Origin of the sequence: Paenibacillus alginolyticus DSM 5050 = NBRC 15375 (genome assembly GCF_000422905.1) — a bacterium.
Lineage (GTDB): Bacteria > Bacillota > Bacilli > Paenibacillales > NBRC-103111 > Paenibacillus_E > Paenibacillus_E alginolyticus.
Genome location: NZ_AUGY01000105.1, coordinates 1 through 24752, shown reverse-complemented (window position 1 = coordinate 24752; position 24752 = coordinate 1). Strand labels below are relative to the sequence as shown.

At 41.8% G+C, this 24752-nt stretch carries 21 protein-coding genes, 9 tRNA genes and 1 pseudogene; 26 read left to right on the top strand and 5 right to left on the bottom strand.

What is annotated here, in order from left to right:
- The 24 genes from G519_RS0132445 (at position 1) to G519_RS0132320 (ending at position 19717) form a co-directional block, all read left to right on the top strand.
- Positions 1-76, top strand: a tRNA-Val gene (locus G519_RS0132445).
- 12 nt (positions 77-88) lie between these two features.
- Positions 89-161, top strand: a tRNA-Thr gene (locus G519_RS0132440).
- Between the two features lie 9 nt (positions 162-170).
- A tRNA-Gln gene (locus G519_RS0132435) sits at positions 171-242 on the top strand.
- 10 nt (positions 243-252) lie between these two features.
- Positions 253-328, top strand: a tRNA-Lys gene (locus tag G519_RS0132430).
- A gap of 55 nt (positions 329-383) precedes the next feature.
- A tRNA-Leu gene (locus G519_RS0132425) sits at positions 384-463 on the top strand.
- Positions 464-502: 39 nt separating this feature from the next.
- Positions 503-577 (top strand) — tRNA-Gly (locus tag G519_RS0132420).
- Positions 578-586: 9 nt separating this feature from the next.
- Positions 587-663: transfer RNA gene (locus tag G519_RS0132415), tRNA-Arg, on the top strand.
- Positions 664-686: 23 nt separating this feature from the next.
- A tRNA-Pro gene (locus G519_RS0132410) sits at positions 687-760 on the top strand.
- Positions 761-767: 7 nt separating this feature from the next.
- Positions 768-838: transfer RNA gene (locus G519_RS0132405), tRNA-Gly, on the top strand.
- Between the two features lie 487 nt (positions 839-1325).
- Positions 1326-2333, top strand: a complete 1008-nt coding sequence (locus G519_RS0132400) for a phosphotransferase (RefSeq protein ID WP_051253881.1) — start codon at positions 1326-1328, stop codon at positions 2331-2333.
- Positions 2334-2362: 29 nt separating this feature from the next.
- The gene (locus tag G519_RS45640; protein ID WP_051253880.1) at positions 2363-3580 is read left to right on the top strand and encodes a glycosyltransferase family 4 protein; all 1218 of its coding nucleotides are present in this window, start codon (positions 2363-2365) and stop codon (positions 3578-3580) included.
- Positions 3477-4283 (top strand): HipA family kinase, encoded by an 807-nt coding sequence (locus G519_RS45635; protein ID WP_064743561.1) that lies wholly within the window; start codon positions 3477-3479, stop codon positions 4281-4283. The genes G519_RS45640 and G519_RS45635 overlap by 104 nt, the downstream gene beginning before the upstream one ends.
- Before the next feature lie 300 nt (positions 4284-4583).
- Entirely contained in the window at positions 4584-7370 is a 2787-nt protein-coding gene (gene ppc, locus G519_RS0132385; protein WP_029198174.1) for a phosphoenolpyruvate carboxylase, read from the top strand.
- A gap of 121 nt (positions 7371-7491) precedes the next feature.
- Complete coding sequence (locus G519_RS0132380) at positions 7492-8361, top strand: DMT family transporter (protein ID WP_036634627.1); 870 nt, start codon at positions 7492-7494, stop codon at positions 8359-8361.
- 96 nt (positions 8362-8457) lie between these two features.
- Positions 8458-9054, top strand: a complete 597-nt coding sequence (sigW, locus tag G519_RS45630; protein ID WP_051253878.1) for an RNA polymerase sigma factor SigW — start codon at positions 8458-8460, stop codon at positions 9052-9054.
- A gap of 69 nt (positions 9055-9123) precedes the next feature.
- Positions 9124-9729, top strand: a complete 606-nt coding sequence (locus G519_RS0132370; RefSeq protein ID WP_029198172.1) for a zf-HC2 domain-containing protein — start codon at positions 9124-9126, stop codon at positions 9727-9729.
- A gap of 187 nt (positions 9730-9916) precedes the next feature.
- Complete coding sequence (gene cdaA / locus G519_RS0132365; RefSeq protein ID WP_029198171.1) at positions 9917-10732, top strand: diadenylate cyclase CdaA; 816 nt, start codon at positions 9917-9919, stop codon at positions 10730-10732.
- The gene (locus tag G519_RS45625) at positions 10725-11957 is read left to right on the top strand and encodes a CdaR family protein (RefSeq protein ID WP_051253877.1); all 1233 of its coding nucleotides are present in this window, start codon (positions 10725-10727) and stop codon (positions 11955-11957) included. The genes cdaA and G519_RS45625 overlap by 8 nt, the downstream gene beginning before the upstream one ends.
- 41 nt (positions 11958-11998) lie before the next feature.
- Positions 11999-13339 (top strand): phosphoglucosamine mutase, encoded by a 1341-nt coding sequence (gene glmM / locus G519_RS0132355; protein WP_029198170.1) that lies wholly within the window; start codon positions 11999-12001, stop codon positions 13337-13339.
- 486 nt (positions 13340-13825) lie between these two features.
- Positions 13826-15655 carry a glutamine--fructose-6-phosphate transaminase (isomerizing) gene (glmS, locus tag G519_RS0132345; protein ID WP_029198169.1) on the top strand — a complete coding sequence of 610 codons (1830 nt, stop codon included), beginning with the start codon at positions 13826-13828 and terminating at the stop codon, positions 15653-15655.
- A gap of 227 nt (positions 15656-15882) precedes the next feature.
- The gene (locus tag G519_RS0132340) at positions 15883-16239 is read left to right on the top strand and encodes a helix-turn-helix domain-containing protein (RefSeq protein ID WP_029198168.1); all 357 of its coding nucleotides are present in this window, start codon (positions 15883-15885) and stop codon (positions 16237-16239) included.
- Positions 16240-16687: 448 nt separating this feature from the next.
- Entirely contained in the window at positions 16688-17506 is an 819-nt protein-coding gene (locus tag G519_RS0132330) for a heteromeric transposase endonuclease subunit TnsA (protein WP_029198166.1), read from the top strand.
- A 19-nt stretch (positions 17507-17525) separates the two neighbouring features.
- Positions 17526-19082, top strand: a complete 1557-nt coding sequence (locus G519_RS45620) for a DDE-type integrase/transposase/recombinase (protein ID WP_051253876.1) — start codon at positions 17526-17528, stop codon at positions 19080-19082.
- A gap of 296 nt (positions 19083-19378) precedes the next feature.
- Positions 19379-19717: a hypothetical protein gene (locus G519_RS0132320; RefSeq protein ID WP_029198165.1), complete on the top strand. Its 339-nt coding sequence runs from the start codon at positions 19379-19381 to the stop codon at positions 19715-19717.
- Between the two features lie 510 nt (positions 19718-20227).
- On the opposite strand, the gene G519_RS0132315 is transcribed toward G519_RS0132320, so the two are convergent.
- The 5 genes and pseudogenes from G519_RS0132315 to G519_RS0132295 form a co-directional block, all read right to left on the bottom strand.
- Positions 20228-21142, bottom strand: coding sequence for a hypothetical protein (locus G519_RS0132315; protein WP_029198164.1), 915 nt, complete (start codon positions 21140-21142; stop codon positions 20228-20230).
- A 111-nt stretch (positions 21143-21253) separates the two neighbouring features.
- A complete protein-coding gene (locus tag G519_RS0132310) occupies positions 21254-21763 on the bottom strand; it encodes a hypothetical protein (RefSeq protein WP_029198163.1) in 510 nt (169 codons plus the stop codon).
- 527 nt (positions 21764-22290) lie between these two features.
- A pseudogene (locus G519_RS45615) lies at positions 22291-22776 on the bottom strand (arsinothricin resistance N-acetyltransferase ArsN1 family A).
- The gene (locus G519_RS0132300) at positions 22767-23252 is read right to left on the bottom strand and encodes an ArsI/CadI family heavy metal resistance metalloenzyme (protein ID WP_029198162.1); all 486 of its coding nucleotides are present in this window, start codon (positions 23250-23252) and stop codon (positions 22767-22769) included. Before G519_RS0132300 ends, G519_RS45615 begins: the two are co-directional and overlap by 10 nt.
- A gap of 66 nt (positions 23253-23318) precedes the next feature.
- Entirely contained in the window at positions 23319-23777 is a 459-nt protein-coding gene (locus G519_RS0132295) for a MarR family winged helix-turn-helix transcriptional regulator (RefSeq protein WP_029198161.1), read from the bottom strand.
- A gap of 93 nt (positions 23778-23870) precedes the next feature.
- On the opposite strand from G519_RS0132295, the gene G519_RS45610 reads away from it, so the two are divergent.
- Together G519_RS45610 and G519_RS45605 are read left to right on the top strand one after the other, a co-directional pair.
- Positions 23871-24197 (top strand): sigma factor-like helix-turn-helix DNA-binding protein, encoded by a 327-nt coding sequence (locus G519_RS45610; RefSeq protein WP_051253875.1) that lies wholly within the window; start codon positions 23871-23873, stop codon positions 24195-24197.
- 302 nt (positions 24198-24499) lie between these two features.
- Positions 24500-24752 (top strand): transposase (locus G519_RS45605; RefSeq protein WP_029198890.1); only part of this gene is annotated, 253 nt, incomplete at its 3' end.

Sequence of the window (24752 nt, the reverse complement as noted above, 5' to 3'; positions counted from 1 at the left end):
GGAGGCTTAGCTCAGCTGGGAGAGCATCTGCCTTACAAGCAGAGGGTCGGCGGTTCGATCCCGTCAGCCTCCACCATTAACTTCATATGCCGTTGTAGCTCAACTGGTAGAGCAACTGACTTGTAATCAGTAGGTTGGGGGTTCAAGTCCTCTCGACGGCATGTCTTCGATGGGGATTAGCCAAGCGGTAAGGCAACGGACTTTGACTCCGTCATGCCAAGGTTCAAATCCTTGATCCCCAGTTCTTCACATGAGTCATTAGCTCAGTTGGTAGAGCACCTGACTTTTAATCAGGGTGTCGTAGGTTCGAATCCTACATGACTCACCATATATGGATCTTTGGTCGTAGACTAAAGTCTCTCAGATTGCCTTATTTACTGCATGCGCGTATGGCGGAATTGGCAGACGCACTAGACTTAGGATCTAGCGGGTGACCGTGGGGGTTCAAGTCCCTCTACGCGCATTAAATCCTCAGCAGTATTTATACTCCTGAGGTACCCATGCGGAAGTGGCTCAGCGGTAGAGCATCGCCTTGCCAAGGCGAGGGTCGCGGGTTCGATCCCCGTCTTCCGCTCCATTTTATTAAGCGCCCTTAGCTCAGCTGGATAGAGTATTTGACTACGAATCAAAAGGTCGGGAGTTCGAATCTCTCAGGGCGCGCCATTTTTTATATTTTATAACCTTATCGGGACGTAGCTCAGCTTGGTAGAGCACCTGCTTTGGGAGCAGGGGGTCGCATGTTCAAATCGTGTCGTCCCGATAGACACGCGGGCGTAGTTTAATGGTAGAACTTCAGCCTTCCAAGCTGATCGCGCGGGTTCGATTCCCGCCGCCCGCTTAACAGAAATAGAGATCACCTTAGGGTGGTCTTTTTTCGTTTTAACGGGAAAAGGAGAGTACCCTAAAGAGTTCGACCGTCCGTGAATACATCATAGAATATACGCAAGTAAAATGCGCGTCCAAATATACCACTAGCTACTTTTAGAGGAAATATTTTGAGTAGAGTATTTGGAGTATTCTCATCGCCTGCTTCAGAAGTTACAAACACTGAAAGCCTTGATATAAGGCTTTTTTTGCTTTCTGTAACTTCGTCTATGCCTACTACTGCGATTAATGATCGCCATTGTTGACTGTTTGCTTAAAAATTATTTTAGGAGGAATCTTTGAGATGGATGCATAGAATTGACGATATGCGGTGAGTTAATAGGCTTCTGCTCGAGGTTCACATTCGATTTTATTTACATATTCTTAATAAATAGGTGAAATTAGATTCAAAAAGGATTTCCAAAATTTAATTTGAGATTATATAGCAGGAGGAATCTTATGTGATCAGCCAGCAAGTTAACCTACTTGCACAATCATTTAAAATGAAGATTAAACATATGCGAATTGTTAAGTCAGGTGTTTACCGTTTGATATCCACCGATGGAAAACAACATTGTCTGAAGAAGATGAGCTATACCTTACGACGATTGCGCTGGATGGATCAAGTGTTGAGGAGGATTCGGCGCCAGGGCTTTACCAACATTGCATGGCGGAATCCGTTTGAGCAATCAGGGAGACATCTTTATGCCATACGACCGCGCGGGGGGACCCCATACATTCTTACCCCTTGGATCAATGGACGGTCACCTTCACCCACATCGCAAAAAGACATTAAAGTCTGTGCTGCAACATTAGCCCGATTTCACCTTGCTGGTCGCAAGGCATTACTTCCCCGATCAGGTGCCCTCAATATGCTGCGAAAATGGCCTTCCCTATTACAAGCACGCGAAGCGTTATTGAAAAAACAAATAAATAAAGCAAAGCGAAATGGTCACGGCAGTCCGATGGATCGTTTATTGCAAGTGCACGGGGATAGCCTTCTCCAGAGATCGCAGGAAGCACTGCGTATACTCAGACGCAGCAATTACAAAGCAATGTGTAAGGAAGCTGTGGATAGCGGGGCCTTGTGTCACGGAGATAGTGGACCGAAAAATTTTGTTCTTACCCCAAGTGGAACGTATATGATCGATTTTGAAACACTGCGTTTTGACTTGCGAGCATATGATCTTTTTCGAATGATTCGTCTTTCCTGCAAGAACAAAGGATGGAAATTATCAACGGTACGTTCCGTAATGGATGGCTATCAAAGCGTTTCTAAGCTTGAACGTTCAGACATCGAGTTGATCAAGGTCTGGCTCCAATTTCCGAACAAAGCATTTAAACTGCTCTCCCGCTATGATCGATCGAAAGCCGAGGGCAAACGAAAAATCGAAAAAGGTCTAGAAAAAGTGATTGCTGACGAAAGGCATATCATCTCATTCCTCCATAAGCTGAGCCAATATGTTTAAAAGGGTTGATTGTGATGAGAATCTGGGTCATGACGAATGAATATGAAGGTAATATTGTTGGCGGGCTTGGCATCGTCGCAATAAATCTTTCAAAAGTGTTGGCCAAAAGGAATGGGATATTCCTAACTATTATTTGCAAGGGTGCTAGTCGTGAAGTGACCGTTGAAAACTATAGCTCGATAAGGGTCATTCGATTTCCCAGTAATTCGAAGTATCATTCGGTTAGCAGGCAAAAATTTAATGCTGCACCGATTGCCAGATGGTTGCAAGCACATGGGTTTACAAGTCCGAACTTGATCCATATTCATAGTTTGCAGTTTGATGAACTCGCTAAGCATTACAAACACAAATTTCGTATTCCGGTCATATATACATGCCACTCCCTAGTTGTATTGGAGAAAAGACAGAGAGGCCAGACGAATATGGCGGCGCGTCAAAAAAAATTGATTCGTATCGCAAATGCCATTACGGTACCCAGTCAGTGGCAAAAAAAGAAAAACAGGCAATATTACCCCTTTTATAAGGGACAAATCAAGGTGATTCAAAATGCCGTGTCAATGAAAAATGAGATGAACAAACCGGCATTCAATCCTTACCATTTGTTGTATGTCGGACGTTTGACTGCAGTGAAAGGGATTAAAGAGTTGCTACACGCTATTTCACTGCTAAAAAAAAGCAATCAACATGTCAAACTAGATATTGTAGGGAAAGGATCTAGAACTTACACGATAAAATTAAAAAAAATTGCTCATAAACTGAATATCAATAAGAATGTTAAGTGGATTGGGAAGCTCAAACCGATGGCCGTTCAGAGATTATATTCTTCCTACGGAGCTATTATTGTTCCAAGTCGCCATGAGTCTTTCGGTTTAGTCGCATTGGAAGCAATGGCCAATGGGACTCCGCTTGTGTCAACCCGGAAAGGTGGCCTCCACAGCTTTGTGAATAAGAATAACGCAAGTGTCATTCGAACAGTAACAGCGTCAAATATCGCTTCAAGTGTCAGGGAGATATGGAGAAATCCTGAATTGACCATCAGTCGTGTTAGAGTGGCCAAGGATACAGCGAATCGTTACGGCTGGGCAAAAATATCAAATCAGTACTTCTCGTTATTCTCCAAGTATGCAAAAGGGAGGAGGATTAATGTTGCCAGTACGTCACTGGAAATTGAAAAAGGTATGGAAAACGAAGCGCCAAGGCCAAGTATGGATCGTCCAGAATACCTTGGGGAGGCGCGGCTACTTTAAATTTTCAAATAGGAATCAGTGGTATTTTTCGGGGCCAATGATCGCTAATGAATATATCGCATCAACACTAGCACAACATCTTGGGTTCCCTGTTGGCAAACTCCAATTAGCAAAGGTCGCCGGACCCGATGGTAATCTGCAAACAGGAGTAGTTTCCAAAGAGGTAATGGCCAAGGAGGTCATAACTTGGAAAAAGGCCGGAAAACACGTATATTTAAATCCATCCAAATATATAAAGCGGCTAGGATTGATGAGGCATCTGATCGTTTTTGATGCGTGGATTGCCAATATAGACCGCGCTGCAGGGAAAAATCTCATACTATACCGAAAAGCAAATGGTGAAAAATATAATTGGTATTTGATCGACCATGGACACACACTTTACGGATCACCGAGGAAATGGAAGAAAAGAGCATGGAACGCTCCTTTTTGGAAAAACATACGGAAATTCTATCATACTCCCAGGGGCCTTCTGCGGCTACAATCCTCCTGGGCAGTCTTAGAACCGATGGTTCAAAAAATAGAACAGCTAACCGACGCGGATATAGAAGCTGCTCTGGACAGTGTACCAAAAGGGTATCTTAGCCCTAATAAGCGCCAGTTTATTAAACGGCTTCTACTTACACGAAAAAAACATTTGCGCAGTATGATCAAACGTTGGCTCGCTAGTAACGGGTTGAAGGAATACAACAAGAAAGCGTGATCATGAAAGGCGCTAACACTTCGTTAGTGTCTTTTTTCTTTCGACCCTTCTTACGAGGTCATTTTTCAAAGAAAAAAAGAGGGCAACGGTAAAAGAGGATTCAGTGGAAATTCTTTCAACATGCTCATTAGCCATGTAGTGATACATAAATTACCACGCTCAGGCGTGGCTTTTTTTTATTTTAATACTATGTGCAGAGGGCGGATTGTGGTAAAATATTCTGAAATGAGTTTTTATAGCATCTAGCTTTTGTAGAGAGAAGCATTAATGCAACATAGTGAATAGATGAGGTGGAGAGTTATGTTAGAGAATGATATTGTCCTACAGAAGCAAGCAACGAATAACCTGCTGCGCAGGGACGTACGCTTCTTGGGCCACATACTAGGTGAAGTTCTGGTTCATCAAGGCGGTAATGATCTGCTTGATGTTGTCGAGAGAATTCGTGAGATGAGTAAGTCTTTAAGAGCACACTATGTCATCGAGATATATGATGAATTCAAGAAAACGATCTCCTCCTTGGATCCGGAGATTCGTCATCAAGTGATTCGTGCATTCGCTATTTACTTCCAACTTGTTAATATTGCTGAGCAGAACCATCGGATCCGTCGTAAAAGAGATTACGAGCGTTCCTCCGGTGAGTCCGTACAGCCAGGTTCCATAGAGAGTATTGTGCAAGAGTTAAAGAATAATCATATTCCATACGCAGAAGTTCAAGAAATTCTGAAAGCTATCTCTTTGGAACTAGTAATGACAGCACATCCGACAGAAGCGATGCGTAGAGCTGTGCTTGATATTAATCTGCGTATTTCGGAAGATATGATGAAACTCGATAATCCTATGCTGACTTATCGCGAGCGTGAGCAATTGCGTGAGAAGCTGCTTGGAGAGGTTCTTAATCTTTGGCAAACGGACGAGCTTCGTGATCGGAAACCAACGGTTATTGATGAAGTTCGCAATGGTTTGTATTATTTTGACGAAACTTTGTTTGATGTACTTCCAGAGATCTATCATGAGCTTGAGCGTTGTTTAAATAAATATTACCCGCAAGACTCTTGGCATGTGCCGTCTTTCTTGAAATTCGGTTCATGGATTGGTGGGGACCGTGACGGTAACCCGTCAGTTAGAGCCAATGTGACTTGGGAAACATTAGGTTTGCATCGTCAACTGGCTTTGCAAAAGTATGAAGAAGTTCTCAAAGAAACGCTTGAGAACATGAGCTTCAGTAATAGCATTGTGAACGTAAGCAATGATCTCATAGAATCTATTCAATGCGATCGTGAAGCAATGGGCAATATCCAGGACGTTTGGCGTAATGAGAAAGAGCCATATCGCATCAAAACGACTTATATGATTGAGAAGGTTCATAACACGGGCAATCCGAATGTTCCTACAAGCCAGAAATACAACAGCCCGGAAGAGTTTATTAGTGATTTGAAAATCATCGAGGCTAGCTTGAGGATGCATTTTGCTGACTATGTAGCTGATAAGTATATTAAAAAGCTTATTCGTCAGGTTGAGCTGTTCGGCTTCCACTTGGCTGCTCTGGATATCAGACAGCACAGTAAAGAGCATGAGAATGCGATGACTGAGGTTTTGGCGAAAATGGGCATCACAAGTAATTACAGTAAGTTATCGGAAGAGGAGAAAATCAGTCTCTTAACGGATGTACTGAATGATCCAAGACCGGTTACATCTACGTATTTAGATTACTCGGAAAGTACACAAGAGTGTATAGATGTTTATCGTACGGTAGGCAAAGCTCAAAAGGAATTTGGTCGCAACTGTATTAACAGCTATCTCATCAGTATGACGCAAGGAGCAAGTGATCTCTTGGAGGTTGTTGTCTTTGCGAAAGAGGCTGGATTATATCGCAAAGAGAGCGATGGCAGCGTGACAAGTACGCTTCAATCAGTACCTCTTTTTGAGACGATTGATGACCTGCATGCGGCTCCTGGCATTATGAGCACGTTGTTAGCAATCCCTGCATACAGAGCTAGCCTTGACCCTGAGACACAGCTGCATGAGATTATGCTAGGATACTCTGACAGCAATAAAGACGGCGGTGTGATTACAGCGAACTGGGAGCTTCGTATGGCGCTCCAGGATATCACAGAAGCTGCTAAACAATTCGGCGTGAAGCTGAAGTTTTTCCATGGCCGTGGCGGAGCACTTGGTCGTGGCGGTATGCCGCTTAACCGCAGCATTCTGGCACAGCCAGTAGAAACGCTTGGTGGCGGCATTAAGATTACGGAGCAAGGCGAAGTATTATCTTCCCGTTATTCCTTGCAAGGCATTGCCTACCGCAGCTTGGAGCAAGCGACTTTTGCGTTAATTACGGCATCCAAATTATCACGTTCCCCGCAAAGAAATCCACTGGAAGACAAGTGGGAGAACATTATGCGTGGTATTTCGGAACAAGCTCAGACGAAGTATCAGGATCTCATTTTCCGAGATGAAGACTTCTTAACGTTCTTTAAAGAATCCACACCGCTTCCTGAGATTGGCGAGCTGAATATCGGTTCACGTCCATCCAAGCGTAAAAACAGCGATAAATTCGAAGATTTGCGCGCAATTCCTTGGGTATTCTCTTGGACCCAAACGAGATATTTGCTTCCGGCTTGGTACGCGGCGGGCACGGGTCTCCAAAGCTTTTATCAAGGAAATACGGCGAACTTAGAAACTTTGAAAGAAATGTACGAGAATTGGTCGTTCTTCCAGACGATGATTGATAATTTGCAAATGGCTCTTGCCAAGGCAGACCTTCAAATTGCTAAGGAATACGGCAACCTAGTGAAAGAATCAGCAATTGCAGAGCGTATCTTCAATCTTATCAGGGAAGAATATGAATTGACTTCGTCCATCATTTTACAAATTACGGGTCAGCAAGAGATTTTGGATAATGTTCCTGTTATTCAGGAGTCCATCCGTCTGCGTAATCCCTATGTAGATCCGTTAAGCTATATGCAGGTAGAGCTTCTTACTGAGCTTCGTGCACTACGTGAGAACAACGAGGATGATGCTATCCTGCTTCGTGAAGTGCTGCTTACGATTAACGGAATAGCCGCTGGGCTTAGAAATACGGGCTGATAAAACTTAGAGCGCAGAAGTAAGATACAGGATGATAAAGTCGGGGGCCACGTATCACGTAGGCAGCTCGACTTTTCCTGTCCTTAAACGAAATGCCCATAGACGGGAGTTGTGCATCAACATGGGGCGATGGTTAGCAATGGTTCTAGTCATCATCGGGGCGTCAAGCTACGGCTTGCTTTCCTCTTTTATCAAGATGGCCTATGATCAAGGATTTACAGATGGGCAAATTACACCGGCACAAATGACGATGGGAACTTTATTTGTATGGGTGTTGATTCTTTTTCACAAAAAATCATGGGTCAATCCCTTTAAAGGTCCTTGGATTAAGCTTGGTTTGATAGGTATCTTTGGACTGGCTTTAACGACAGTCTTTTTCAATATTGCTTTAAAAGAGTTGAATGCTTCTTTATCGATTATTCTTCTGTTTCAGTTCACATGGATGACCATTGCGATGGATTGTATTGTGAAACGAAGGCTTCCAAAAAAGGCGGAAAGCATAGCCATTCTCTTAATATTGGTGGGTACGTTGCTTGCCGTAAATGTGTTTGAGACGAACTGGGAACAATTTAGTTTACTAGGAATTTTGTATGGTTTGTTGTCGGCTCTGACATACAGCATATTCCTCTTTTTCACTGGACAAGTGGTTAGTACCCTGCCTCCTCTTATGAATTCAGCTATTATGCTTACCGCGGCGATGCCTGTGATGTATATTCTGTATCCACCGACGGTCTTTGTACACGAGAATGGAACTACGCTGCTGTTATGGGGACTTTTGTTGGGCTTCTTGGGGCAGGTTGTGCCTACAGTGTCGTTTAATATCGGAATTCCGCGAATCGGTAGTACGCTTGCCGCTATGCTTGGATCGGTGGAACTGCCAGTAGCCGTTATTGCTGCTTACCTACTTATAGGAGAGCCGGTAAATGGGTTACAATGGTTAGGGATGGGACTGATCATAGGAGGCATAATTATTTCTGAAAACAAATCATAATTTTTTACGTATGTATAGATGAGAGACTTTAATCTACGATTAAAGGTCCCACAGCGTTTAGGGAATCGAATTGTCGAGAAGCCGGAGGAAATCGAATTGAACTTTGTAGAAGCACGTCTGGCTAAGGTGGCCAGGAATGGGGATCGGAATGCTTTTGCAGAGCTTGTAGAGCTCTATAAGGACAAGATCTTTCATTTGGCTTACCGTATGCTGAATAATAAGCAAGAAGCCGAGGATGCTGTGCAGGAGACGTTCTTGCGGGTGTATACTAATCTGCACCGATACGATGAGAATCAGAAGTTTTCGACTTGGATTTTCCGAATAGGGACGAATCTGTGTATCGATAAGCTGCGTCGAAGAAAGAACACCTACTCGCTTGATGCGGAGATGCCGGATGGAGAGGGTAATGATTATTATGCCATGCTTCCAAGTCATGAGGACACACCTGAGAAGCAAGTCATTGTGTCCGAAACCCAAGAACAGATACGCCGGGCCATAGAAACGTTACCTGAAAAATATAAATCCGTTGTGATTCTGAGATATCTGCACGATATGTCCTTGCAGGAGATAAGCGAAGTTCTTGACATGCCAGTTACAACGATCAAAACACGTGTACATCGAGGGCGGGAGTACTTGCGTAAACGGTTAGAGCAGGAGGATCAAGTTGGTAGCACAAATCCTGTTCATATGTGAAACATATTTGAAATTCAAACGTATGGTATACCACAACATGCAAAAGTCTAAGAAAGGGGTGGCTGAATCATGAATTGTAAAGAAGCCCTCCCGCTCATACATGAATATCTCGACGGTGATCTGCAAGGATCCGATTCTCAGCGATTGAAGGAGCATTTGATATCCTGCCAAGCCTGTCATGCTCTGTTCAGACAATTGGAGAAAACGGACGCGATGGTTAGAATGCTGCCTCCCGTTAGAGTATCTGATACATTAACTGCACAAATCATGAGCGGACTGCCTCCAGTGAAGAAGCGCAATTCCTGGATGGTCTTCATTCGCAGGCATCCTGCTGTATCGGTAGCTGTTGTTTTCGCTACGGTCATGTTCGGAAGCTTCATGTCCATGTGGAATGATGATACGAATTTGATGGTGAAGGGAAGTAACCTTCAGGACGTTGTGATTGAGGGTGATACAGTTACTGTACCGCAAGGGCATACGGTGAAAGGTGATCTCGTTGTTCAGCGGGGTAAACTGAAAGTTGAAGGCGAAGTAACTGGAAACTTAACCGTTATTGATGGTTCTCTCAATCTAGCGTCAACGGCGCATATCTCTGGGCACGTCACACAAGTCAATGAAGCATTGAGCTGGGTCTGGTATAAAGTAGGCGAGTACGTAGGAATGTTCTCGCATTAGCTTGAAACGTCTTCCAAATGGCTTTTTGCCAGAGGAGGGCGTTTTTTTTCTTCCTAATATAATAAAATGAACCAAACTCGTTGTAATAACGTCTTGTGAAGAGAGAAAAATAGAAGTATAACTGGGTTTATGTTATGATTCTATTATAGAGAGATCACTGTGTTCAGTCGCTGGGGGAGAATAATAAATGGACTTACTCACGAGCATCTCGGCTAAGGATATCGTTGATATTCTGATCGTTAGCTATGTGATTTATAAACTGATCCTGTTGGTGCGCGGGACGAGGGCTATTCAACTTATGAAGGGTATCCTTGTGGTCGTCATTACATGGGTATTTAGTATTTGGTTTAAGCTCAGTACGCTGCAATGGATGATGAACCAGACCTTTACGTTCGGGGTTCTTGGGGTTATTATTATTTTTCAACCGGAGCTAAGACGGGCATTGGAGCAGTTGGGCCGGGGGAAGCTATTCAGCCGATCTTCTACGGAAGAGGATCAGGATGTGAATAAGCGGATAAGTGAAGTGATACGTGCTGCAAATTATTTGGCCAAAAGAAAGATAGGGGCCTTGATTGTTTTCGAGAAAGAGACCGGTCTGACCGATTACGTCGAGTCCGGTATTGCGATAGAGAGTAAGATCAGCGCGGAGCTGTTGATTAATATTTTCATACCGAATACGCCGCTTCACGATGGGGCTGTGATTATTCGCCAAGGGCAATTAATGGCTGCTGGTTGTTACTTGCCCTTGTCTGAGAATCCCTTTATCAGTAAAGAGCTTGGTACACGGCATCGTGCGGCCATTGGGATGAGTGAGGTTTCAGATGGAATGTGTATCATTGTTTCGGAAGAGACCGGGCAAATCTCGCTGACAATGAATGGTCATATCGTACGGGACATCAAAGAAGAATCTTTGATTGCCAAATTGTTCGAAGAACTGAAGCCGAAGGCAAAAACAAAAGAGAAGAACCCTTTCTTGAAATGGAGGGGCCGTTCGAATGGATAAATGGTTACGCAATACGAATGTGGTGCGGATTGTTGCGCTTGTTATAGGTATTTTGCTATGGGTTGTTGTTCACATGGAAGAAACCAATCTATCCGGAAATTCGCCTCTCCGCGAACGGGAGGAAACCATAAATAACGTAGCCATTACGGCAAAATATGATGAAACTCATTATCACATTTCGTCCATGGCTCCTGCCAACGTACAGGTTATTGTGAAAGGGAAGGAATCATCAGTTAAGAAAGTGACGACCAGTAATTCCTATCAAATTGAGCTCGACTTGACGCAAGTGGGTAAGGGAGATCATCAAGTAGCGCTAAAACCGGTTGGCTTTCCTTCAGATGTAGATGTTCAAATTGTTCCTAGAACGGTCCATGTGGTTATCGAAGAGCTGCAGATGAAAGAAGTGCCCGTCGTCATTAATGTCAAAGGAACACCAGCAGCGGGTCTCAAAGCCGGACAGCCGATTGTAAAGCCAGCCAAGGTGTATATTACTGCGCAGACCAGCAAGCTGGATCAAATCGAGAATGTTCGCGGCGAGGTTTCGGTAGATAAGGCTCAGTCTGCCGTTACGAAGCAAGTGAGACTGCAAGCTTTTGATAAAGATGGCAAAGAAGTAACATTGAATATTAATCCTTCTGTGGTCGATGTCGAAGTGCCAATCACAAGCCCGTTCCAAACCATACCTTTACAAATGAAGATTAGTGGAGAACCACCGAAAGGTTTCGCGATAGCGATGGTTACTCAAAATCCGGACAAGGTAACTGTCTTTGGTACTCAAGATGTTGTTGATCGCCTAGAGTTTTATCAAGGTCCGCAGCTGAATGTTCAGGATCTGAATGAAACTAGGGAGTTTGCACTGGACATTCCCTTAAGGAATAAAGTAACTCAACTGGATCCTGCCAAAGTTACGGTTCACGTGGAAATTGTTCCTTCCATTACGAAGGCTTTGGAAAATGTACCGATCACGATTATTGGTCAAAACGAAAATTATAATACGAAAGTCACACTGCCAGAGACGGCTAAGCTAAACATTACGGTAGAGGGCGCTCCTGCCCTAATTGATCAATTGAAAGTGCAGGATGTACAGGCGATCCTGGACGTTAGTAATTTGCCGCCAGGCAAGCATGAGTTGAAAGTAACATTAAATCTGCCGACTTATGTGAAGCTGGGTATGCCGCAAGAAGTAAAGGCTACTGTAGAAATCAGCGAGAAAGCACCAAAGTAACAAATCCATTATGGGTTGTAGAAAAAGAGGAGAATATAAACATGGGGAAATATTTTGGTACAGATGGTGTGCGAGGAGTCGCGAATGGCGAACTGACACCAGAATTAGCTTATAAAGTAGGCCGCTGCGGCGGTTATGTCTTAACGAGACAGGCCAAGCATCCGAAAGTCGTGATCGGGAGAGATACACGGATCTCGGGTCCCATGCTGGAAGCTTCACTCGTAGCAGGATTGCTATCGATTGGTGTTGAAGTTATTCGCATTGGTGTTGTTAGCACTCCCGCGGTAGCTTACTTAACAAAGAAGCTCGGAGCCGATGCAGGTGTTATGATTTCGGCTTCGCATAATCCGGTTGAGGATAACGGGATTAAGTTTTTTGGGGGCGACGGCTTCAAGCTGTTAGACGAGACGGAGCTTGAAATTGAGAAGCTGCTCGACGCGGCTGTAGATGAATTGCCTCGCCCCGTTGGCGGCGAGATAGGCACGGTTTCCGATGAGCCAGATGCGAAGTTCGCCTATCTGGCGTTCTTGAAGGAGACGGTATCCGAGTCATTCGCGGGATACAAGGTCGTTCTGGACTGCGCGAATGGCTCAGCCTTCGAGCTGGCTCCTACGGTGTTCCGCGAGCTAGGAGCGGAAGTGATCACCATCGGCGCTGAGCCGAACGGTCGCAATATCAACGATCATTGCGGCTCCACGCATCCTGAGAAGCTTCGCGCAGAAGTGGTGAAACATGGCGCAGCCATTGGTCTTGCTTTTGACGGCGACGCGGATCGTCTGATCGCGATCGATGAGACTGGCGAGGAAGTCGACGGCGACTTCATCCTTAGCATTCTGGGCGATGCTCTGAATCGCACAGGGAAGCTGAACCACGGCACAATTGTGACAACAGTGATGGCGAACATTGGCTTTTTCAAAGGGATTGAAAAAGCGGGTCTTAAAGCTCTGCAAACCGCAGTAGGCGATCGCTATGTGATGGAAGAGATGCGTAAAGGCGGCTATAACTTAGGCGGAGAGCAGTCGGGACATGTCATCTTCCTCGATTACATTTCGACCGGGGATGGGATTCTGACGGCTTTACAGCTGGTAAATACGATTGTCCAATCTGGGCGCAAGCTTAGTGAGTTAAAAGGAATTATGCGTAAATTCCCACAGCTATTGGTTAATATTCGCGTTGCGGATAAAAGCAAGCTCAAGAACAACGCTGTGATTGAGGAAGCCATTCGTAAGGTGGAAGAAGAACTCGGAGATAACGGCCGCGTACTGGTGCGACCTTCGGGAACGGAATCGTTGATTCGCGTTATGGCTGAAGGTCCTGACAAAGAGCAAGTTGAAGCTTATGTTCATGATATTGCTAAGGTTATCCAAGAGCAATTAGTATAAAAGGCAGGGAAAAGTGGATCCCCCCTTTGGTGCTTATTGCTAATTGGGGGATTTTCCAAGAAAAAATAAGTTGCGCGTTCGCGCTAAAATGAATATGATGTATTTGACTCAAGAAGGAAAGGCAGGGTTGAGGTTAATTAAGCAACAAATAGCGCCAGAACTCGCAAGCGGGACGGAAATGTAGTGAGATTGCTACTACTACGCAGGTGAGTTGACGAGGTGAAGGTGTTCGAAACATTCGGCGGGGACCTTCCGGCATGAGGAGTGCCGTTAAGTTGGAGAGCAAAAACGTTTGGGCGACCAGGCTGACAAGTATCCAACATCCATTTATTACTTCATTTTAAACGTAATGCTCGTCCTTATATATGGTTTATTTGATTTGCCGTTTTTCTTGTCTAGCTGATGGATTTTTAAATGATGATTAAACCAGGATCTTTGAAAAATAGCCCCTTTAGAAGAGGCTTATAAAACTATGGAGGTACTACTATGTGCGGAATTGTTGGTTATATTGGAAAGCGTAATTCTCAGGAAATTTTATTGGAAGGGCTCAAAAAGCTCGAATATAGAGGCTATGACTCTGCAGGTGTAGCGGTGTACACGGCTGATGGTTTACAAATTAAGAAGGCCAAAGGCCGCATCGCGAATCTTGAATCCAAGCTGGATGAAACTCCACTGAACGGAAGCGTTGGAATCGGACATACGCGTTGGGCAACACACGGTAAGCCTTCGGATGTAAACTCTCATCCTCATACGGATAATTCGATGAAGTTTTCGGTTGTGCACAACGGCATTATCGAAAATTACATTAGCCTCAAAGAAGAGCTGACTGCGAAAGGTCATAAATTTGTATCAGAGACAGATACCGAAGTTATTTCTCACTTAATCGCTGATTTGTACGAAGGAGATATCCTTAAAGCCGTTCAAAAAGCGGTAAAGCATATGACAGGTGCGTTCGCGCTAGGCGTACTGACCGAATATGAACCAGATCGCCTTGTAGCTGTGCGCCAGGCTAGTCCTTTGATTATCGGTATTGGCGAAGGCGAGAACTTCATTGGTTCGGACATCCCTGCTATCCTTGAATATACACGGAATGTGTTTATTTTGAATGATGGCGAAATGGCGCTGTTAACGCGTGATGGTGTCGAATTAATGACTTTAGAGGGGAATTTTATTTCCAGGGAAATGTTTCATGTCGATTGGGACATTGTTACGGCTGAAAAAGCCGGATTTGATCACTTTATGTTGAAAGAAATCTATGACCAACCCAAAGCTTACCGCGACACAATGGGCAGCCGTATTTCCCCTGATGGTCTTGGCGTGACGTTGAACGAGCTTACGATTACACCTGAAGCGATTCGCAACATTAATCGTGTTCATATTGTTGCCTGTGGTACAGCCTATCATGCGGGTATGGTTGGCAAGTACGTCATTGAGAAGTTAGCGCGCATTCCGGTGGAAACGGATGTTGCCTCTGAATATCGTTATCGTTCACCGATTATCACGAAGGATACGCTTGTCATCGTAGTTAGCCAGTCTGGTGAAACGGCTGATACGCTTGCTGCGCTTCGTGAAGCTAAACGTTGTGGTGCACATGTATTGGCCATCACAAATGTGGTAGGTAGCTCAGTAGCACGTGAAGCTGATGATGTGATCACAACTTGGGCGGGCCTTGAAATTGCAGTTGCGTCTACGAAGGGATATACATCGCAGTTAATTGCTTTCTATCTGCTCGGGTTGCACCTGGCTCAAACGCTAGGAACTCAATCATCCGATGAGATTAAAGAAGCGGTTAAAGCATTGAAAGAGCTGCCGACTCAAGTAGAAGAAATTTTGGCGCAAGCGGAAGCCATTAAAGTAGTCGCTGAGGAGATGGCTAAGCATGATAATCTCTTCTTCATTGGAAGAGGGTTGGATTATGCTGTAGCTATGGAAGGCTCTTTGAAGCTGAAAGAGATTTCTTACATTCATTCGGAAGCTTATGCCGCAGGTGAATTGAAGCACGGTACACTAGCGCTAATCGAGGATGGCGTTCCGGTGATTGCGCTGGCTACTCAGCATGAACTGCTCGAGAAAACAGTGAGCAATATTAAAGAAGTGAAAGCGCGCGGCGCAAATGTACTTGGGATTGCTGTAGAAGGTGAGCTGGAGCTGCAGAAGTCTGTAGACAGCACCTTCGTTATTCCGAAGACGCTAGATGTACTATCACCTGCGTTGGCGGTCATACCGCTGCAACTGCTTTCGTATTACGCGTCGTTGGCGCGTGGTAATGATGTTGATAAGCCTCGTAATTTGGCGAAGAGTGTGACGGTTGAGTAATTGATGGGTAAAAGAAGAAGGCATATGTCCGCAAATAATAATGTTTTAGACTGAATAATAAAGTATTAGACTGTGATAATAAAGTTGTAGACTGGAATAATAAAGTATTAGACTGACTCTGCTCGGGTAATTCATCCAACTAGAACTTCAAGACTACATCATGCATCTGAACCCCGAAATTATGTTTTTCATAATTTCGGGGTTCTTTGTATTTAGGAGGGCCATAGATGAAGTTAGGGGAAAAAATTAGATATATTCGTAAAAGCAACCAAATGAATCAAAAGGAATTCGCTGACAGTATAGCCGTTTCACAAGGCACGCTAAGCGATATTGAGCGTGGAAATGGTTATCCCTCTTGTGAGACTATTATTGCTCTTAAAATGGCCTTTAAATGCGATTTGAATTGGCTAATAGATGAAGAGTCGGATTCTGAATCCAATAATCAATTGTTTGGCGTAAATGTCTCTGTGCAAGAGAATGCATTAATTCAGTTACTTCGTTCTTTGCCCGACATGGAAAAAGATGAATTTCTTCAAATAGCTAAAATAAAAGCGAAAAAGAATAATATCGGATATCCGAATTAGTTATCTTATATAAAGAATAAAATATCCGAAAAGGTTAATAATGGTTACCAAATCTATTAAGAGGTGATCCATATGACTATTTCGGAGTTTACTAGATTTGCAGTAGTAACTGAGCTCGGCATAATGTATCAAGCAACTCACTATTCTTGCCCTCAAGCTATTCAGGAGCAATGGTTTTCAAAAGCAGTACATAATGGTGGTTGGTCATTTCAAGTGTGTTTCAGAACAATGGACAAGTCTCGTATCTATATTTTTCATAATGATGAATTCATAGTTTGTAACAGAGTCCAACATCAGGCTATACCAGAAGAACTAAAGTATCTGTATTTTTTGGAGCTAGAAAGACTGAAGAAGCTAAAGCGAAATCAGCGGAAGTATTGTGCTAACCATCGAAGATTAAGGAAGTTAAAGAGCCATTATCTCCTGTAAAAAGAAAAGTGGTGTAACTGTGGCAAAAAGAAATCGTGATATAACCATAAAGAAAATTCAAAAATGGATAAAAGAAGGAAGAGGCCAAGGTGAAGGCTCTCATTATAAGCCTTGGCTTACAATTCAAGATGTCCCCTCTGAAGGTCTTGCCACTCGTATTAAAGGATGGACAAGCAATCGTTACCATCACTTAATGTCAAATCTTGAACGCGATTACTTTTATCTTTTGGACTTTTCTGATTCCGTGACTGATATTCGAGAACAATATCCTTTACTCCCTCTTGATGATACATTAATCGTCGCTGAAAAACTGGGGGTAAAGCATCCTACTGATCCCAAAACTGGCGAACCGATTGTTATGACTACTGATTTTCTAATTTCGATCAATAATTTGAATATAGCAAGATGTATCAAACCCGAAGATGGACTAGAGAACGATAGAATCATAGAAAAGCTTGAGATTGAACGGCGTTTCTGGAAGGAAAGAAGCATCGATTGGGCAATTGTGACTGAGAACGAAATTCCCGAGAATATTGTACGCAATATCTCTTGGTTCCATCGAGAGTATGACAACGAGGATGTCTTTAATTTGGGATATACTCTTACAGGGAATTTGGAACAGCTAATGTTGAAGTATTTGCAAAGCGAGGAGCCTATCAATCAAGCTGCGGCTTTATGTGATAACTCTCTGGGGCTAGAACCAGGAACAGCCCTTGCTTTTTTTAGATATATGCTTGCTCGTAAATACTGGCTAGTTGATATGACGGAACTCATAAGTCCTCATTTTCCAATTAAAAGTTTACAAATTGTTTCTACTATGAAACGTTCTCTAGCTTAAGGAAGGGGCCAATCTTCAAATGGAACTACTATCTGAAAATACAATACTACAATGGTCTTCCTATGATAGTGATGTACCCAAAATTGAACGTATTTTATGGACTAATCCTCTAAAAAACGCAGTTATAACAATTCTTCTCGAAAATGAGAAAGCTTTGCCCGACATTCAAGCTTTAGATGAAGTTGTAATGGCGCTGAAAACAGGAAACTGTAAAGTAATTGACTGGCAGGATACAAATATTCCTACTGGTACGGATGACCAGTATGAGCAGAAGCAACTAGATATACGGAATAAAGCATGGGAAGCTATTCAAAGCATTGTTCAGGATGAACCTGATTGTTATGATTCGAGATTGCGCGGCGTTATGATACAAGAAAGTATAAAACAGACGAGCCTTCATAAAAGTACGATCTATCGATATCTTCGTCGTTATTGGCAAGGCGGTAAAGTAAAAAATACACTCCTTCCGTTTTATCAAAACTGTGGTGCTGCAGGATCAGAGCGGAATTCAGGGGAAGCCAAAAGAGGACGTCCTCGTAAATTTATTGAGGGCGATTTTGGCATTAATGTAAATGAAGAAACCCGTTCTCTACTCGTCGCTGGTATTAAGTTATTTTATCTTAACCGTCAAAAGGCAACCTTGAAAAAAGCGTATAGAGATACTTTGGCTCGATTTTTTGCGAAAGGATATAAGGTTGAGGGGATTACTAAGATTCCAATACTTCCTCCAGAGGATCAACTTCCTTCTTTTACACAATTTCGATACTGGTATCAGAAAGATATAGATTTGCAACAAAGTATTATCAAGCGTTTTGGAAAAACCAAGTTTGAAACAAGCTTTAGACCCTTATTGGGTAGTTCCACTTATGAAGCTTTTGGACCGGGATCTCGCTTTCAGATCGACGCTACAGTTGCTGATGTTTACTTGATAAGCGAATATCGTAGGGAATGGATCATTGGTAGACCAGTGGTGTATTTTGTTGTCGACGTGTTTAGCCGAATGATCACTGGGATGTACATAGGTCTAGAAGGGCCAAGTTGGATTGGTGCGATGATGGCACTGGCAAATACTACGATGGACAAGGTTAAATATTGTGCTGAGTATGAAATAGATATAGAGCCTGAGGATTGGTTTTGCAGTCACTTACCTCAGACCATCACGGCAGACCGCGGAGAATTTGAGGGATACCAACCTACAAATTTGATTGATGCTTTAGGTGTCGCCGTTGAAAATACTGCGCCCTATCGAGCGGACTGGAAAGGCATAGTTGAGCAACAGTTCCGATTGCTTAATTCGAGAACTGTACATTTCATTCCTGGGGCTGTGAAAGAAAGAGAACGTGAGCGTGGCCAGCGGGACTATCGTCTGGATGCGAAACTGACTTTGAGAGAATTTACGCAGATTATTATTGGGCATGTATTGCACCACAATAATTATCATCACATGCAAGGTTACAAAAGAAGTGAATTTATGGTTGTTGATGATGTTCCCGCCATTCCCAGAGAACTTTGGTTATGGGGTGTGAAAAATCGGACTGGAAGACTCGCTGTAGGCAGATTTTCTTTATCTTTCTGATTGCGAGACTTGTGAGGTGTCAGCCCTGTCCACTGTCGGAAGTGCCCTAAATCGACTTGCAGCCATTGTGGCAATGAGGATCTACTGGCCACTCATTTCGTGGATTTTTAACTCATGATTTGGGCATGCGTTGGATTTCAACCTCTATAGCTTCTCTCATGCTCACACGCTATCTGGAAACGAAGCGGGCGACCATTTTTACCATCTAGCGTCATAAAACCCTTTAAAAGGCTCATGAAGGCGATTAAAGAGGGGAATGGGTTGTTGCGAGTCGAAGTGCCTGAAAAGTTGCCTAGATGCTCTCACACGTAACGTATTACAGTAGTGTCAAAGATGCTCTGATTAAGAACGGATACGATATCTACAAAGCTCTTCTGCATTTGAAGGGGAATTATCGGATTAAACCGAAGCAATGGATCGATACGAAGAAGTTTGAGGAAATATTTGAATTTAAGTTTAAAGAAGAGTCAATTACTTTAACAGTAACAGCCTGGGCACTGTACTTTATAAAGCTATTGAAAGAACAATCTATTGAAGTTGATATCTTCCGATGGAGAGTTATGGATCCATCAACGGAACTTATAAGCGCATATCACGAAGAAATTAATAGCAGATGTCCAGAAGTAATAACGTAGTTCTTGACTCGCACATCGATCGGGCATGAAAATAGAAAAGGCAGCTCAAGGAGCTGCCCGTTAGTGTGGCTGGTGGCTATTTCCACCTCCACGGTTTTCTCCATTAAAAAGACAACAATCAGAGTTTACATCCCTCTGGATAATTGTCTTTTAACTCACGATATAACTGCCATATGACATTTCTTCCATTGCTAATTATCATTATTAACACCGCCAAATAGGCGGATAACTTAGACTATATTCATATCAATCGACATTCAACATTCTTCGAATATCGTTCCTCCCTCTAAAATCCTAGAATCCATTCACGTGTTACTGAGTTAAAAAGACAATAATATAAATTAAAAACCAATAGAATAGAACCAGCAGTAAGACTAAATATCGAAAATGCTTTACTGTATCCTTTTAAAAGAGGATAAAGAACAATTAATAAAATTGAAAAACTTATACTAACCATAAACAATAGTCTTAAAAACAATAGTTTTTCTACAAGCATTTAATTACCCCTTCCTAATTATTATTTACAATTGCAACTCTTATACTAGGCTCAACGCCCATTTGATTAATACGATCTACCTTTTCATATGGATAAGGTATGAGAATAGATGTGAAATTATTAACATTTTCATTACTTGTTTTCGCAGTTTCTGTATAAATGTTTCTTGTATTTGGTTTTACTTTACCAAAGATAGCTTTCTCACCATTTGAAAGAGGTGCTATTTTCCAATTCATTAGTGAAATAATTGCATAGGTGTACTCTTCCTTTTTGGTATTTCCTACTTGAACTGTATAGTCAACTATACTAGAACTACTCTCTTCTATTAACCATCGTTTGAGTTCTTCACCCTTGGACAAAAAGATTCCGTCCAATACATTATTATCGTTTGTTTTAAAAGGAGTAGTAGTTAGTTTAGGTTTGTCCTTAGAATCAACAATAACATTTATTTTAATCGCAAGAACATGACTTAGATCAGTGCTCTTTCTATAATCCTCTGATAAATCAATATTATTAGGATCTTTAATGATTAGAAATATAATATCATGGTTTCCAGATGCAAGCTTACCTAGATTGATTGGTAAAACAGTTGTTTGATTAGAAGTTAATTTTATAGGAAAATTTTTCAAAGCTTTATTGTAATCCACTATTGGAAGAATGATAAAATCTTTAGTTATTTTAGTTCCATTTGCAACAAGCAAATTTACGGTTAATTGCTCCTTGCTATTTATGGAAAAATTTCGTTCCTCAACTGTTCTTGATCTATCATCATTTACAAGACCGAATGAAGTACCTTCTCCCTTAGGAATGAAATTGTAATTGTCAATATTATCAACGATATAATTTGAATTTTCGGTGTTATACATACATCCGGTAAATGTAACTGCAAGTAATATAATGGCAAATAGTGCCGATTTAGTTTTTTTCATCTCATCACCTTACTCACATTTTAAAGTAGTTTCAATTAAATTCTTATAATTATCTCGATAAATTAAAATAAGGAAAGGTCAATTCACCCTTTCCTTATTCGATAAATAAAATTAATATGGTGCAGTTTGTGAGGCAGGGTCAGTATCATGTGATTCAGGTGTCCAGTCTGTATACCCAGCATTTTGAAAGATATGATTGCCATATCCATCTCCCGTAGAATTCTCTACCCAATCCGTTGCAATGGCTGCATAACTAGCAAAAAGTTCAATATCTTCTTTTGATTGTTGTAGGGTTCCTGTGGCATAAATTCTGGCTTTTGCAGTAATTTTGTCTATGGCTTGACGACTGCTATAGTTGCCAACACCACAATAAGCGACGGATTTCGCAATATATTTTATATAATGATTCGTTTGACCATAAACGTAATCTCCAAAATACGAGTATTGTAAGCTACAACTATCTGGGATAGTAATATAAGGAGTAATGCCACCACTGTTATTTTTTGTAGCAGCCACAGAGTCAGTTTGTTTGAGTTCATTAGTACCTTTTGCACTCACTGATCCGCTTATTGCACATGTAATCGTAGCTCCAATAAGTAGTGCTTTGATAATTTTTCCCATGGTTACACTCTCCTAATTTTCAAATATTTGGAATCAATATCAGTATTGCATTCTTCTATTTAACTGTCAATAGTTTTCATATTTTCCTTTTATATAGATTACGATAGACTCGTGCAGTCTAATACTTTATTATCTGATTTTGTTTTTTTACGCTTCGTATTCATTGCGTCAGTCTAAAACTTATTTTTCAAAATCAGGCAATTTCTCGACTTCAAATCCCGCGCAGAATCAGTAATTCCGGTCTAATACTTTATTTTCTTCTGACAGCATATTGCGCTTGCTGCAATATGCCTTTTTTTGCTTCAATCGAAATGTGTAATCGAAAAATAAATATGAGAAATATAAAATAAATACGGGGAACAATGAATAAAAAGAGGAAATGAAGAGTTCAGCGGCTGCGCATTTGATAACTCATTTAGGAACTGAATTCTTAAACCTTCTAATGTTCGAATAGAAAATTGAGTCCGTCTTATAGAAGATCGGACAGTGTGAATCCGTAAGGACCTGACCTGATATTTATAAAACAGCTATAAAAGCTTTTCCATTGCCATAACATCAATAAATTCCCCATCTAGAATCCCTTGATTTTGGAATACACCCACTTCGCGATATCCTTCTTTTCGATAAAGACTCTGCCTGAGATGATTAAACGGAAACGGGAATAAAACAATTTTATAGAACTTATTTTCCTTTCTAATTATTCTGTTTCACGAAGCAGTTGACCACCAATCCCTTGGTTGCGATGATCTCTATGAATGGAGATCGATAAATCGCCAACGCCATCATAGGCACAACTGTTCCTATATGGATTAATAGAAGCCCACCCTACAACATTGTCATTATCTTCGGCTACGAGAACACAATATCGCCCATGATGATTCTCGAACCACTCTTGCATATAGATTTCATCTTTGGGTTCGGATTCTAACGTAGCGATGGTCTTCGATCCCTTGATTATAAATCTGAAGAACGCTTGATATATCAGTTTCGGCGGCACTCCGAATTAACAGCATGTATTTTTAGCTCTGAAATCAGTTAATTTAATGCTCGCCGTTGTCGGTTCAGGCGTTGTGCAACATACAGAAGAAACAGGTATTACGTGATCTTCTGCTGCTTCAAATTCCGAATCCCCACGTGTATAAAAGACTTCCCATGGGTTTCCTTCAGGATCGCTCACCCAAATCTTATCTTGAACAGCATAGCAACAAGTTGTATTCATTTCATCAAAGGAGACAAGACCTGCTTCTTGTAGGCGGTGCTTAGCCTCTAGCACCTCTTCTGTATTTTGTACTTGAAAACCAAAATGGTTGAGAACTCCTTTATTATCGTAATCGCGGACATTTAGGGAAAAATGGAGAGCTGGTTGATCTAGCTCGAACTTTGCATAATTCTCTTTTACTTTGGTTGGTTCAGCATCAAATAACTTTTTGTAAAACGCCAGGGATTGCTCAAGGTTTTTTACGTTAATAGCGACATGCATTTTCATAATTAACACACTCCTCTTGAATTTTTCAATAATTGATATTTGCAACTATATGATAAAAATGAACTCCTCTTAGAGAGGAGGCGTGCAGCAATTTGGACTTTGACTCATTGCATCACTAAGAATTTGAAGACTTTCTAAGACTTGTTCCTTTTTTTCTGGAGGAACATGTTGAAAAATACCCAAGACATACTCTTCCATCGTTTTCGCTATCTCATGGTATTGTTTCTCCCCTGTTTCAGTAAGAGAGAGAACAACGTAGCGACGATCCTTAGGATCAGGTAAACGGTTAATCAAATTGTTTTCGACGAGTTGCTGGACCTGGCGGCTCAGCGTACTTGTATCAATACTTAAAATTTCGGATAACTCGTTTAAAGAGATATTCGGGCGTTTGTACAGCTCATACATGATATGGCTCTGCACGACAGACACGCCGCAGCACTGAGCACCATCTTTCTGAAGCAACCCAAAGCGTCTGACAAGTAATTGAAGGACTTCACGTACGTTTACGTACTGTGGTAATTGTTTCATTTTGATCACCCAAAATATTTATAACATACAATAGTTGATAATTGCAAGTATTTCATTTAACATTTATTTATCGAATATATCGGAGGTAATGAAATGAAAACTGAGGAATTAAGCAATCTTAACAACCTAGTTAGTGGCTGGCTTACATGCATTGCGCAAGCATTAGATGAAAAGTACAGAGAAGCGATTTTGCTGACGGAGTTAGGCGTTTTTACTCAAAAGCAACTTGCAGAGCGGCTTGGAATTTCAGTATCGGGAGCTAAATCGAGAGTACAGCGCGGCAGGGAAAAGATAAAAGAAATGCTTCTGGCTTGTTGCCATATTGAGCGAGACGAGCTAGGGAAAATTGTAGAATTGAGAGCAAAAGAAATGGAACAATACTTTGTTCAGCGCGATCCTCAAAACAGGGAAAAAGAATAAGCAGGCAATAGTCAGGGTTATTTAATAGTAAAAAACAGCAAGCTACTTGTTGCTGCTGTTGACTGGTGTATTTAATTTTAACTCTAAAAAAGCAATGGGCAACCCATAGAGGTTGTTCATTGCTTTTTCGTATTTATTTGTCAGTACAAGTTATTATACTTACCTCGTTTTTAGGAATTGACAAGTCTATGCTTATTACAAAGAAAAAAATTATTTGATTATCCAGTTAGCTCAGGAATGTCTTTAAATACGAACTAATGTTTGGTATAATGAAATCAAACATATGTTCGGGAGTGATTTTTATGGCAAAGCAAGAATCGATGAATCTTATTCAATTTCAAAAGAAGTTTCAAACCGAGGAAGCTTGCCATCAGCATTTGTTCAAGATGAAGTGGCCTGAGGGATATCACTGTCCAAAATGTCAGCACCAGAAGGCTTACGAAATTAAGACTCGTAATTTACCTCTTTACGAGTGTACGAATTGCCAACACCAAACAACCGTGATCACCGGAACGATTTTCGAAAAGACAAGAACGGATTTGGTCAAATGGTTTT